Source organism: Desemzia sp. FAM 23988 (genome assembly GCF_045528365.1).
Taxonomy (GTDB): domain Bacteria; phylum Bacillota; class Bacilli; order Lactobacillales; family Carnobacteriaceae; genus Desemzia.
This window is the reverse complement of sequence record NZ_JBGQQS010000002.1, coordinates 24,892-38,790: the sequence shown is the minus strand read 5'-3', so window position 1 is coordinate 38,790 and position 13,899 is coordinate 24,892. Positions and strand designations below refer to the sequence as shown.

The window sequence follows — 13,899 nt, the reverse complement described above, 5'->3', positions numbered from 1 at the left end:
TTTTTACTATTAAAGTGCTTTTACCATCCCGCCGTCCACTAAAATAGATTGTCCAGTAACATAAGTATTCGCTCCAGAAACTAAAAATACAGCTGCTTTGGCAAATTCTTCTGGTTTTCCGTAGCGACCGATGGGAATTTCTTTTTCCGATTGTGCGGTGACTTCTTCTAATGACATTCCTTTTGCGTCAGCTTTTCTTTGGTCCATCACTTGAATTCTGTCCGTAGCTATTCTCCCAGGCCCAATCGTATTGACCATGATATGATCAGGCGCCAACTCTACTGCTAATGATTTGCTTAACCCATTGATACCGTTACGAAAAGTATTCGATAATATTAAATCTGGAATAACTGATTTAATAGAAGAACTCGCCACATTTAAGATTTTTCCGCCATTTTCTTTTAAATCTGGCAACACTTCTCGAATCAAGCGAATGTAACTCAATAAATTCAATTCGAATGCGTTTACCCAATCTTCATCCTCAAAATCCGTAAAGTTTCCAGAAGGAGGTCCTCCCGCATTATTGATTAAGATATCAATTTTTCCAAATTGAGTCTTGGTTTCTTGCACTAATGCTCTGATATCTTCTGGTTTGGTAATATCAGCTGGAAAATACGCTACTTTACTTGCAGCTTCAGCTTGAATTTCTTCTGCCGCTTGTTGTAAAGTTTCTTCTGTTCTACTAGTCAACATCACGTTGGCACCTTCTTTAGCCAATTCCTTGGCGATGGCTTTTCCCAATCCTTTACTTGAAGCTACTACAAGTGCAACTTTATTGGTTAATTCTAAATCCATTCTTCTCCCCCTCATATTCAATAATGAAAAACGTTTGGACAAATTATACCATTAATCGATATAAAACAAATAAGATTGAGACTAAGTCCCAACCCTATCTTATTTATTATTTTTATTTAATGAGCGTATAAATTGCTTCAGCATAAATTGCCATGGCTTTCATCAAGTCATCGACAGCCATAAACTCATTTGCTTGGTGCATCGTGTCGACACTGTCAGGGAACATGGCTCCATAAGCTACTCCACGTTTCATTAAACGACCGTATGTTCCACCACCGATAGATTGTTCTTTAGCTTCTAATCCAGTGTGTTTAGCATAGACATCCAGTAACGTTTTTACTAATGGATCATCAGCTGGTACGTAGTGTGGTTCTTTAACTCCGCCACGACTAAGCGTAACGCCATATTCAGCTAGTTTACTATCTAATTGGATTTCGATTGCTTCCACATTCATTCCGCGTGGGTAACGGAAATTCAATGCAATAACTCCTCCATTTTCAGGAGTAAACGTGAATACACCTGCATTCATCGTTAAATCGCCCATTATGTCATCTGCAAAGTTCAAGCCTAATTTTTCGGCTCTTGAATCTTCGTGAATGTATTCTGCAATGATTTGAAGGTAGTTTTGAGCATCTCCGCCGAAACTAAAATTGCTTAAGAAGGTTGCTAAATAAGTTCCACCGTTCACTCCGCCACGAGGTTCCATTCCATGAGCAGACTTACCTACGACTTCGATTGTCACTTGATCGCCATCAACAGATACTGTACCTGAAATAGGCGCTGCTTCTACATAATCATAAAAAGCTTTTTCGATCATATCGGCTTCTTTGCTAGTAAAGACAGCTACAGCATCGCGAGGCACCATATTTTCGCGCAATCCAGCATCAAAACTGATCAACGTGTTTTTCCCGCCTTTATTTGTTCCTTTGGTATTCACATATAAGGAAACATTTCCTTTTTCACCATTGATGATGGGAAAGTTAGCATCAGGAGAAAATCCAAAATCCGGTTCTTTTTCCACTGATAGGTAGTGATCCATACATTGCCAACCGCTTTCCTCATCTGTACCAATGATGAAACGAATTTTCTTAGAAATCGGTAAATTCATTTCTTTGATCATTTTAATTGCGTAGTACGCTGCCATACCTGGTCCTTTGTCGTCACTTGAACCACGTGCATAAATTTTTCCATCTATAATTACAGGCTCAAATGGATCTGTGTCCCAACCGTTTCCAGGAGGAACTACATCAACGTGAGCTAACACACCCATCATCTCGTCGCCTTCACCATATTCAAGATGACCAGCTATGTTTCCAGTATTTTTAGAGATGAAACCATCTTTTTCACCCAATGCTAAAAAGGCTTCTAAGGCTTCTTTAGGACCAGGACCTACTGGTGCATCTTTTGATGCTTTGCTGTCATCGCGAACGCTGTCGATTTTCAACAGCATGAACAAATCTTTTAAGAAGTCGTCTTTGCGAGCTTCAGCTTCTTTTTTCCAATCAATTGCCATGTCAAAACTCTCCCCTCTTCATTAACACTTCCATTCTATCACTTTTGATGTCAGTTACCAATGTAGGGCTGAACTTTTTTCGCTTCTATTTGTATAACTTTGGCTTAATATTGTATAACTTTGGCTTAATATTCTTTTAAAACTTATAATGAAGGAGAATAGAGAAAGGAGTTAAGCAAATGAATTCTATTACAGAAGAGATCGTAACATCAACTTTAATCAAACGGTCAGAAGATAGTTATAAAGGGACTTATGGAAAAGTCTTGGTCATCGGTGGAAATGAAGATATGGGTGGAGCCGCCATCTTAACAGCTAGTGCAGCTGTTTATAGTGGTGCCGGCTTGGTCACCGTAGCCACAGCTAAAGCGAATCACGTTTCCTTGCATGCTCGTCTTCCAGAAGCGATGGTCGTGGATAGCGCTGATTTGAAAAAAGTAACTGAGCAAGTAGAAACAGTAGATGTCATTGTTATTGGTCCCGGTCTTGGTTTATCTCAAGAAGCATTGGATATCTTAACTACTGTGTTTTCTAGTGTATCCCAAGACCAGTACATCGTTATTGATGGCAGTGCTATTAGCCTTATAGCAAAATATGATATCCCTTATCCAAAAACACAAGCTATTTATACTCCTCATGTGGGAGAATGGAAAAAAATGACTGGATTGTCTCAAGCTGAACAAGAAGACGAAGCTAACGCGATTCAACAGAAAAAAATTGGCGGGACGATCGTACTCAAATCGAACCGCACAAAAGTTTACTTTAATGATGCATTCTGGAAAAATACTGCAGGAAACCCAGCTATGGCTACTGGCGGGATGGGAGATACCTTAGCAGGTATGATCGCTGGATTTGTGGCTCAATTTGACGATAAAGAAAAAGCCATTCTAGCAGCTGTGTTCTTGCATAGTGAAATAGGAGATACACTTGCAGAAAAACAATATGTAGTTCTTCCTTCACAAATTATCGAGAATATCCCTTATATGATGAAACAATATTCACAAAAATAAGAATGGACTAAAATAAGGTTCTACAATGACTGACGAAAGTTTACACAACTCAAGTCAAATAGATAAAAAATAATAAATTTGAAAAAAAGAGACTGCTTGTATCAGTCTCTTTTCAAGTCTATTTAATATCAACTATTTTCTATTTTTTAAAGACTCGATCTCATCTTGAGTTAACGTTCGGTATTCTCCTAATTGTAAATTTTCGTCTAAATATAATGGTCCCATAGACAGACGTTTTAAATAAGTCACTTCTTTATCTACACTCTCAAACATACGTTTTACTTGATGAAACTTACCTTCATGAATGGTTACTTCAATTTTTGAAGTCCCTTTTGCCCCATCAGTTTCATGAATCACTAATTCTGCAGGTTTGCAATTATATCCATCCTCTAACGTAACACCTTTTAAGAAAGCCGCTGCGTCTTTTTCTATTACGATTCCTTTGATTTCGGCTTGATAAACTTTATTGACATGTTTTTTGGGAGACAGCAATTCATGGGCTAAATTACCATCATTGGTTAAAAGCAATAACCCTTCCGTATCAATATCTAAACGTCCTACTGGAAATGGCTCTTGCAATTGATCCTGCGGTTGCAATAAATCAATGACTGTCTCATGCAGATTGTCTGTTGTAGCACTAATAACCCCTTTTGGTTTATGCAACATGAAATAAACGAACTCTTGATATTCTACTTTTTCTCCAAATACCTCTATTAAATCTGTTTCTGGGGAGACTTGAACTTTACCATCTTTTTGAAAAGTTCCATTAACAGTCACAACTTTTTTCTTTAGAAGATTTTTCACTTCTTTTCTCGTACCAAATCCACTATGGGACAATAATTTATCCAATCTCATTTCTAAATTCCTTTCTCAATACACTTATCTGTTTTCCATTATACAGAAAATTGAAAAGAGAGCTAGGACATTAAAAAATCCTAACTCTCTTTTTAAGTGTGGGCTTAACGGCTTACTTCACGCTCTGGTTTTAAACGCGTTGCGTAAGCTTGATTCCCTATGATTTCATTTTACCTTTTCGTTGGGAAAGAACACCCAACTAAACGCCAAAAGTGAACTCTACGAAAGTCTAAACGGTTTGTTCCGCGCTCTGTCCTTAAACGCCTCTCTCCACGCTCTTATATTTTTAATTTTTTTCTAAATGTTGTTGCTTTTGTGCCGATCACTTTATCTGCTAGTCTTGATTTAAAGATTAGATAGCCGTAAACAGCTACCCCTACTAAAGCTACGATCAATATAACTACTAAAGCTAATCCTCTGTCGCTAACTGGAATAAACAGGTAAAGCAACTCTCTGACGACTGTTGTAGCTATCGCCATGATTACAGAGAAAATGGTTATTAACAGTGTCCTTCTCGACAATAATCCTAGATTGAAATGTTCTGTCTGATACATTGCATGAATAATAATAAGGGAAGATACTGCAAAACCAATCATCGTAGAAACCAGCATTCCGTGAGTTTTGAAAGCAGCTAGTAGTGGATATTGTAAAGCTAATTTCACAATCACCCCTATTACTAGCCCCTTTATCGCAGCACGGGGTCTGTTTGCTGACATGATCATAATGCTCACTACTGTGTACAACCCTAAAAAAATAGTCATAATAGCTGACCATTGAGTAATACTCGTTCCAAAATCATCATGTTGATAAAATAATGTATACAATGGTTCAGCCACTACAGCCATTCCCACTGACGCCGGAATGATAATAAGAAACAGCAATTGAATACTATTATTAAATTGTCTGCTCAATCCTTTATGATCTTTTTTAGCCATTAAACTACTGATCAAAGGTACTGAAGTAATGGCCATTGAACTCCCAAACGAAAGTACGATCATGATCAATTTATGCGCATTTGCTGCTGCGACACCGTAAACTCTCTGTATTTCTTTAGGAGTATAATCACTAACAGCTTTCATGATAGGATCAAATGTAAATTGATCGACTAATTGAGCAATCGTAATTCCAGCTCCGATGATAATGAAAGGAATAGCCGTTTTGATAATAGAAAACAAGATTTGATTGGTTGAAACAGTTATGTTGCTGCTAGAACTGGAACCAATAGTTGGTTTCGCATTTAACTGTTTTCTCCACACTACATAAACCAAAAATGCCATACTGGCTAATGCCCCAACAAAGGCTCCAAAAGTAGACCATGATACAGCATCTACAACTGACCCATCAAATACTTGACGGATAAAGAATACTGAAGCCAGCATAAATATGACCCGCACAATTTGTTCAACAACTTGTGAAATAGCGGATGGAGCCATTGATTGGAACCCTTGAATGTACCCTCTAGTTACACTCATCGTTGGAATCAGCAGTAAAGCTATAGACAATGTACGAATCACTTGTGTTCCGTCTGCAGCAGAAGCTGTTGGGCTATTTGCTGCGATAAATGGTGCTAATGCGTACATCAGGATAGCGGAAGCGATACCTGTAATTGACATAACTTGTAACCCTCGTTTATATATGTCCTTACTGATATCATACTCTCCCAACGAATTATAATGAGAAACTTGTTTAGCTATGGCAGAAGGGACACCTGCTGTAGCGACACTTAAAAACAAAGCATAAGGTGTATAACCAACAGTATATAAGGCATTGGCTGCCTCAGCTGTCGCTTTATTTCCCATCCAAGCCATCCAAGGGATAATGTAGATAGCACCTAACAGTCTAGAGATAATACTTGCAGCAGACATCCAAGCAGAACCCGATAACATTTTACTCTGTGAATCACTTTCAACATGTTTCGTTTTTTTACTTATCGTTTCATTTGACATTTATAAGCCTACTCTCAAAATATTTTGCTAGCTTACATTCTACTTATAAAGTAGACAAGATGCAATGTCTAAAGAGCCAGCTCAATCAAAATTTAATGCTTTTTTAACTACTTTGAATTAATGTAGACACCTTTATCCTTTTGCCAATAATAATGACATCTCATTTTCAGATAAAGTGAAGTCGAATACCTGTAAATTTTCTTCTAAACGATCTTTGCTTTCTGTTTTGGGTATGGGAATAACGCCCCGTTGGATATTCCAACGAAGTGCAATTTGTGCGGGCGTTTTTTGATATTTTTCTGCTAATCTTTGGATATCTCTATCATCCAACGTCTTCCCTCTATGAATTGGACTATAAGCCATCGATCGAATACCACTTTTTTCGCAAAACACTCGCAAATTTTCCTGACTGTTGCCTGGATAAGAAGAGTACTGGTTCACTACTGGTTTGATATCTCCCCATTCAAATAAGTAATTTAACTGCTCTTCATCAAAATTGGAGACACCGATAGCTTTTACTTTGCCACTATAATAAATTTCTTCTAATGCTTTCCAAGTCTTGATATTCACGTCATTGGAAACATCTGGCCAATGGATCAATACTAAATCAATGACATCCAGATTCATAGCTCCATAACTTTTCTCAAAAGCTCTCAGGGTCTTTTCGTATCCCAAATCTGTTTTCCAAATCTTGGTCACAACAGTAATCTCTTCACGTGGAATCCCACTGTTTACTGCTCTTCGAACTGCACGACCTACCTCAGCTTCATTTTCATACATCGCAGCCGAATCAATTAAACGATATCCTTTCATTAAAGCGCTATAGATCGTTTCTTCTGCTGTTTTAGCATCCATATTATAAGTGCCCAGCCCAATTAATGGAATGAGCTGCCCATTGTTCAAACGAATCATCTTTTGTCTGTTTTGTTCCATTGTATCTCCACCTTTTATTGGGTTGTATTTGTCCTGAACATATAAAAAAGCGAATAGACTCTTCGCTTTTTTATTGAACCATTATTGCTCGTCATCTTTTTCTTTTTTCTTACGTTTCTTTTTCTTATCATCAAATAAACCAATGGCAACTGCTACAGCTATCCCTATGGCCAACCAACTTGCAGCATCCATTAAAACCCCTCCTAAGAATGTTTTATAAGGCATAAAAAGATGTGCTACTATTCCTTTATAAGAATAATAGCACACCTAATGTGAAAAAAAGAATGTTAACCATCCAATACGAAACGGATCAGTTAGCTACAATATTGACTAATTTTCCAGGAACAACGATCACTTTACGGATATTTTTCCCTTCAATATATTGCTGGACTTTTTCATCTGCCATCGCTAATTTTTCCATGTCATCTTTTGAGATTTCTTTGGAAACTTGAACTTTTGATCTCAGTTTGCCATTAACTTGGAAAACAACTTCTACTTCATCTTTTTGCAAATATTTCTCATCATATGTTGGCCAAGCTGCATAAGAAATACCTTCTTGAGATTGGGTCACTTTTTGCCACAATTCTTCTCCTAGATGAGGAGCGATTGGCGCCAATAGTTGAATCAATCCTTTAATATACTCAACAGGCAACGCTTCTGCTTTATATGCTTCATTTACAAACACCATCAATTGAGAAATGGCTGTATTGAAACGTAATGCATCATAATCTTCAGTAACTTTCTTGACCGTTTGATGATATACCACATCTAACTTACCATCATTAAAAGTCGTGATACGATCACGTAACTTATCATCTTCATCCATGATCAAACGCCATACGCGGTCTAAGAACTTGCGACTTCCTTCTAGTCCGTTTTCACTCCATGCAATAGAAGCATCTAACGGTCCCATAAACATTTCGTAAACACGTAATGTATCTGCTCCATATTGTTCTACCACATCATCAGGGTTGACTACATTCCCTTTTGATTTAGACATTTTCTCATTGTTCTCTCCTAGGATCATTCCTTGGTTGAACAATTTTTGATACGGTTCTTTTGTTGGAACGACACCGATATCGTATAAGAATTTATGCCAGAAGCGTGCATACAATAGATGCAATACAGCATGTTCTGCCCCGCCGATATAAATGTCTACCGGCAACCATTCTTTTAATTTTTCAGGGTCCGCTAATTGTTCTGAATTGTGGGGGTCAATGTAACGCAAATGATACCATGAACTACCTGCCCATTGCGGCATCGTATTTGTGTCACGTTTCCCTTTTTTACCGGTTTCTGGATCAACTACGTTTACCCAATCAGTGATATTTGCAAGCGGAGATTCACCAGTACCACTAGGTTTGATTTCATTAGTTACTGGCAGCAACAATGGCAATTCTTCTTCTGGGACAGTAGTGGTCGTACCATCTTCCCAATGAATAACAGGAATAGGTTCTCCCCAATAACGTTGTCGAGCGAACAACCAGTCGCGTAAACGATAAGTCGTTTCTTTTTTGCCGATTTCTTTTTCTTCCAACCAGCTATTCATTTTTTCGATAGCAGCTTCTTTTCCAAGTCCATCCAAAAATTCTGAATTGATATGAGTCCCATCCTCAGTGAAAGCTTCTTTTGTGATGTCTCCACCTTCAAGTACAGGGATGATCTCTAAATCAAATTTAGTCGCAAATTCCCAGTCACGTTGATCATGAGCTGGAACAGCCATGATAGCTCCCGTTCCATATGAAGCCAGTACATAATCTGCGATCCAGATAGGCATTTCTTTCCCGTTTACCGGGTTGATTGCATAAGCTCCAGTAAAGACTCCTGATTTGTCTTTATTCAAATCTGTACGGTCTAAATCGCTTTTCAGACTACTCTCTTTGATGTAGGCTTCAACAGCTGCTTTTTGTTCTGGTGTAGTGATTTTTTCAACCAAATCAGACTCAGGAGCTAAAACAGCATACGTCGCCCCAAAAAGTGTATCTGGTCTTGTCGTGAACACAGTAAATTCTTCACTAGATTCTTTCACGCTAAACGTTACATTGGCCCCTACCGATTTACCGATCCAATTGCGTTGCATATCTTTGATATTTTCTGGCCAATCTACTAATTCTAAATCTTCTAGCAAACGATCTGCATAAGCTGTGATTTTCAGCATCCATTGTTTCATTGGCTTACGGTAAACAGGATGTCCTCCGCGTTCACTTTTGCCATCAATGACTTCTTCATTAGCCAAAACTGTTCCTAAAGCAGGACACCAGTTTACAGCTACTTCTGCTTCATAAGCCAAACCTTTTTCATATAATTTCGTAAAGATCCATTGAGTCCATTTGTAATACTCTGGATCAGTAGTGTTGATCTCACGGTCCCAGTCCAAACTGAATCCTAGAGAATTGATTTGACGTTTAAACGTTTGAATGTTTTCAGCTGTAAATTCAGCCGGATCATTTCCTGTATCCAGTGCGTATTGTTCTGCTGGCAGACCAAAGGCATCCCAGCCCATAGGATGCAACACGTTGTACCCTTGAGCACGTTTCATTCGAGAAAGAATATCCGTTGCAGTATAGCCTTCTGGATGTCCTACGTGCAGTCCTGAACCTGATGGATATGGGAACATGTCCATTGCGTAAAACTTATCTTTTTCAGGATCTTCTATTACGCGGAAAGATTTATTTGTATCCCAATATTGTTGCCATTTCTTTTCAATGGTTTTGTGATTAAAACTCATTCCTAATTACCTCTTTTCTTAATATTAGTGTAAAAAAAAATCGCCCTAAAAATACAAAGGCATTTATTCCTTGTATTCTTAGGACGAACTCAATTTTATAGTCGTGGTACCACCTAAATTTACTGCAATAATCTCTTGCAATCTCATCTTATCCTTAACGCGGATGAAACGTCTCTGCCTACTTGAAAGTCTTTCTCAGCAAAGCAACTCCTAAGGCGAGTTCAAAATGTATCTCTGCGCATTTTCACCAACCATGCGCTCTCTAAAAAAGAGCCATTCCTACTGATCCTTATCACTGTCTTTTGATTATTGATTTCATTTTAACAAATTCTAGTTCTAGATTCAATTAAAGATTTAAAAACTTTTCTCTAAGCGAACAAGAGAGCAGAAGTAAAAAAACTCAGTGCACACTTTAAAGCTTATTATCGATAAGTTACTTTTATATTTATCTAATGGCAAAAAAAATTGATACTAAAAACAGTTATTTTTTCTTCTTCCCTATTGCTTTAAAAGCACCTTTGATAACCTCAAAAAAGCTCAATGAGTGTACCATGTAATCGGGGTCAACGTATTCGCGTATCGCACGAAGAACTTTTTTAGGGTCTTTTGAAGAAAAAGTAAACGTACCCGATTTTTTCGTCTCGATCGCATAACGCGGGATCCATCTGCCTTTAAACATGACTGAAGCAATCACAAGATTTACCTCTTCCCAAGGAATTTGAATAAATTTGTGCGGATCCCGCGTATTATAAAATTCAAATCCTCTATCACCGATCATGATTTTCCCATAATCTGTTAGTCCCGTAAAAGCGGTGGCATCGATCACCAAATCCACTTTTGTGTTAATTGATTCAACCATTCAAACCGCTCCATTTCATTTATCGTCTTACAGTCATTATACGTTTCTTCATTCAAATAAACCACAAAAAAAAACGACTGAGACAAAAATCCCAGCCGCTCTTTTTACGATCCACTATTCATTTACAGAATTGAATCGACTGATGTTTCTTTCAGTTATTATAGTAGTCCGATCAAGTGTCCGCCGATACCAACTACGAATAAACCTAAGATGATAACAATTGGGCTAACATTTTTCTTCAATAACCACATACAGAATAATGTTAACAATAACGGTGCCAATCCTGGAATCAATTGGTCTAAGTTATCTTGTAACGTGGTCACTTTAGTAGGAGAAAGAGCCATACCTGAATTTACTTGTTCAAAGGCTTGACGCATTCCTTCTCCACCTGCAGGTAGCTGATCCCATTCAATAAATGCTCCGTCATCCAATTGTACTTCGGAGATAACGGGTTTGAAACCAATCGATACCCATCGTTGTACTAATGCTGCCAGTACAAACATCCCTAAAATAGATGCACCTTTAGTAATATCTTGCAATAAACCACCAGAAAGGTCTTCTGTGATTTTAGAACCGGCTTTGTAACCGAATTCTTGTGTGTACCACATGAAGCCCCAACGAATCAAATTCCAAGCTACAAAGAATAAGATTGGTCCAAGAATATTTCCTCCCATTGCTAATGAAGCTCCTAGAGCTCCTAACATTGGACGTACAGTAAACCAGAACACCGGGTCACCAACACCGGCCAAAGGACCCATCATACCAACTTTAACCCCTTGGATAGCTACATCATCAACAGGAACGCCATTCGCACGTTCTTCTTCAAGAGCTAAAGTAACACCAAGAATTGGTGAAGCGATATATGGGTGAGTATTAAAGAATTCTAAGTGACGTTTCAATGCTGCTGAGCGGTCCTCTTTAGATTTGTACAATTTTTTAATGGCTGGAATCATTGAAAATGCCCAACCGCCGTTTTGCATACGTTCATAGTTCCAAGAACCTTGGATAAATGTTGAACGCCATGCCACAGCTAAGCGATCTTTTTTAGATAAAGTAATTTTTTCTTCCATGTCAATTTCTCCTCCTTCAGGATTAATAATCGTTTAAGATATCGCCAAGCGGATCACCAGTATTGTTTCCGCCGTTACTTGAAGAACCACCCATTTTAGAAAGGTTCAAGTAAATAAGAGCGATAGCAACTCCGATTGCTCCTAGAGCGATCAATGTCAATTCAGAAACGGCTGCTACTACGAAACCAAGAACAAAGAATGGCCATACTTCTTTAGATGACATCATGTTGATAACTAGTGCATAACCAACAGCAACAACCATTCCACCACCGATAGCCATACCATCTGTCAACCATGCAGGCATTGATTCTAAGAATCCTTGAACTGTTGTTGCCGGGATAAATAATAGCGCTGCAGCTGGGATAGCGATACGGACACCTTGCATACAGATTGCTAAAATTTGTAAGATTTCAATTTTTCTGAAATCTCCTTCTTCAGCTGATTTATCCATTGCGTGTACAATAGGTACAGCTAATGTACGAACAACCATTGTCAAGAAAAGTCCTGCTACTGCAAGAGGAACCGCAATCGCGATAGCTGCTGGAACTCCGGCAACCCCTTGTCCACCTAAAACTAAAATAATTGCTGATGCAACTGATGCCAATGCAGCATCGGGTGCTACGGCTGCTCCAATGTTAGCCCAGCCAAGCGCGATCATTTGAAGCGTACCTCCAAGAACGATACCTGCTGTCAAATTTCCTGTTACTAAACCGATCAAAGTACATGCTACTAGAGGTTGATGGAATTGGAATTCATCTAAGATTCCTTCAATACCAGCTAGAAAAGCAACAAGTATTACTAAAATTATTGATATAATAGACATAATAGCCCTCCTAAATAATTTATTTCTATTGTATTATTATGCTTTTGCTAAATCATTTTTTGCTTTTCTCAAAAGTTCATCCATGTTCGCACGAGAGTCATTAGGAACTTTACGTACATCAAATTTGATGCCTCTTGATTTCATTTCTTCAAAAGCTTTTACATCTTCTTGTCCCATTGAAAGAACTTTGTTTACAACGACTTTCCCAACTGAGTGAGCCATCGAACCAACGTTTACCTCATCGATTTCAACGCCGCCATCAATTGCACGTATCACATCTGTAGGATTTTCAAATAAAATCAATGCTTTTGTATTTCCAAAGCGAGTATCTTTTGTGATCTCAATCAATTTATCGACTGGGATAACATTTGCTTTTATTCCAGGAGGAGCAGCTTGTTCAATCAATTTTTTACGCATGTCGTCGTGTGCTACTGAGTCTGAAACAACGATGATACGGTTTGGTCCTACAGATTTAGACCATGATGTCGCAACTTGACCATGTAATAAACGAGAGTCTACACGTGTTAAGACGAATTTGATTTTTCCGTCTCCAACTACTGTATTTGGAGCAAGTGGTCCTTTAGGTTGTCCGTCTTCTGCAACTGGAACTTTCGCAGTGTCTGCTACCAATTCTTCCGGTTTAGCCTTGACCCCTTCTCTTCCCGCTTCAACGATATGTGCTGCAATTTCATGAGCAGATGTCATTGATAAACGAGATCCATAAGCTTCGATCAGCATCGGTAAATTCAATCCTGCAACGATCGCCCATGTATCTTTGTGTTCTTCAAATAATGCATTTGCTTGATTAAATGGCGTACCTCCCCATAAATCCACTAAGAACAACACTTCATCTTGATCATCAAAAGACGCAACTGCATCTTTCATTTTTGCTCTTACATCTTCTGGACCTTCACTTGGCATTAAAGTAATAGCGCTAACGTTTTCTTGTTCTCCAAAAATCATTGCTCCAGATTGCAAGATGCCTTCAGCGAATTCGCCATGGCTTGCTAGAATAATTCCTACCATATTTTTACCTCCTAAATAAATGATTTTACTTTTTGACGATAGGTAGCTCAATCTAAAACTTTATTCTCAATTTACTCTGACTTCTTTTTCTCCTTTCTTTTTAATATCCGTCTTAGTTCTAAACTCTAAAGTTTAGCTTTTTTCAAAACTTCTATTAGATTTTGTCTGTTATCAATAATAACTTTTAAATCTTCCAACTAAACTTTTGATTCGTTGATAATTGTATCCGATCAACAAGAGTTAGTGGAAACAAATAATAAGAACACCCTTACATTATCTAATAGTTCGTTTGAATAGACCTCAATTATTTTGGCATGATCATTTTTATTGACCATTGCTTTTTA

General features: G+C 38.1%; 11 protein-coding genes and 1 other annotated feature. Of the genes, 1 reads left to right on the top strand and 10 read right to left on the bottom strand.

Annotated elements, in window-relative coordinates:
- Positions 1-9: 9 nt before the first annotated feature.
- Both ACEN4L_RS01650 and pepV read right to left on the bottom strand, forming a co-directional pair.
- Positions 10-795 carry an SDR family oxidoreductase gene (locus ACEN4L_RS01650; RefSeq protein WP_407095610.1) on the bottom strand — a complete coding sequence of 262 codons (786 nt, stop codon included), beginning with the start codon at positions 793-795 and terminating at the stop codon, positions 10-12.
- A gap of 112 nt (positions 796-907) precedes the next feature.
- Positions 908-2,308, bottom strand: coding sequence for a dipeptidase PepV (gene pepV, locus ACEN4L_RS01645; RefSeq protein ID WP_407095608.1), 1,401 nt, complete (start codon positions 2,306-2,308; stop codon positions 908-910).
- Between the two features lie 179 nt (positions 2,309-2,487).
- Here pepV and ACEN4L_RS01640 point away from each other — a divergent pair, with 179 nt between their 5' ends.
- Positions 2,488-3,315 (top strand): NAD(P)H-hydrate dehydratase, encoded by an 828-nt coding sequence (locus tag ACEN4L_RS01640; protein ID WP_407095606.1) that lies wholly within the window; start codon positions 2,488-2,490, stop codon positions 3,313-3,315.
- A 132-nt stretch (positions 3,316-3,447) separates the two neighbouring features.
- Here the strand turns inward: ACEN4L_RS01640 and ACEN4L_RS01635 are convergent, their stop codons facing one another.
- The 8 genes from ACEN4L_RS01635 to ACEN4L_RS01600 form a co-directional block, all read right to left on the bottom strand.
- Positions 3,448-4,170 (bottom strand): pseudouridine synthase, encoded by a 723-nt coding sequence (locus ACEN4L_RS01635; RefSeq protein WP_407095605.1) that lies wholly within the window; start codon positions 4,168-4,170, stop codon positions 3,448-3,450.
- Between the two features lie 278 nt (positions 4,171-4,448).
- On the bottom strand, positions 4,449-6,116 hold the full coding sequence (locus tag ACEN4L_RS01630; RefSeq protein ID WP_407095604.1) for a polysaccharide biosynthesis C-terminal domain-containing protein: 1,668 nt from the start codon (positions 6,114-6,116) through the stop codon (positions 4,449-4,451).
- Between the two features lie 132 nt (positions 6,117-6,248).
- Entirely contained in the window at positions 6,249-7,049 is an 801-nt protein-coding gene (locus ACEN4L_RS01625; RefSeq protein WP_407095602.1) for an aldo/keto reductase, read from the bottom strand.
- Positions 7,050-7,359: 310 nt separating this feature from the next.
- Positions 7,360-9,777, bottom strand: coding sequence for a leucine--tRNA ligase (leuS, locus tag ACEN4L_RS01620; RefSeq protein ID WP_407095601.1), 2,418 nt, complete (start codon positions 9,775-9,777; stop codon positions 7,360-7,362).
- A gap of 76 nt (positions 9,778-9,853) precedes the next feature.
- Positions 9,854-10,082 (bottom strand) — a binding site (T-box leader).
- 176 nt (positions 10,083-10,258) lie between these two features.
- Positions 10,259-10,636 carry a DUF956 family protein gene (locus ACEN4L_RS01615; RefSeq protein WP_407095599.1) on the bottom strand — a complete coding sequence of 126 codons (378 nt, stop codon included), beginning with the start codon at positions 10,634-10,636 and terminating at the stop codon, positions 10,259-10,261.
- Between the two features lie 158 nt (positions 10,637-10,794).
- The gene (locus tag ACEN4L_RS01610; protein WP_407095598.1) at positions 10,795-11,706 is read right to left on the bottom strand and encodes a PTS system mannose/fructose/sorbose family transporter subunit IID; all 912 of its coding nucleotides are present in this window, start codon (positions 11,704-11,706) and stop codon (positions 10,795-10,797) included.
- 22 nt (positions 11,707-11,728) lie between these two features.
- Positions 11,729-12,529, bottom strand: a complete 801-nt coding sequence (locus ACEN4L_RS01605; RefSeq protein WP_407095596.1) for a PTS mannose/fructose/sorbose transporter subunit IIC — start codon at positions 12,527-12,529, stop codon at positions 11,729-11,731.
- Between the two features lie 36 nt (positions 12,530-12,565).
- Positions 12,566-13,555: a mannose/fructose/sorbose PTS transporter subunit IIA gene (locus ACEN4L_RS01600; RefSeq protein WP_407095594.1), complete on the bottom strand. Its 990-nt coding sequence runs from the start codon at positions 13,553-13,555 to the stop codon at positions 12,566-12,568.
- Positions 13,556-13,899: the final 344 nt, after the last annotated feature.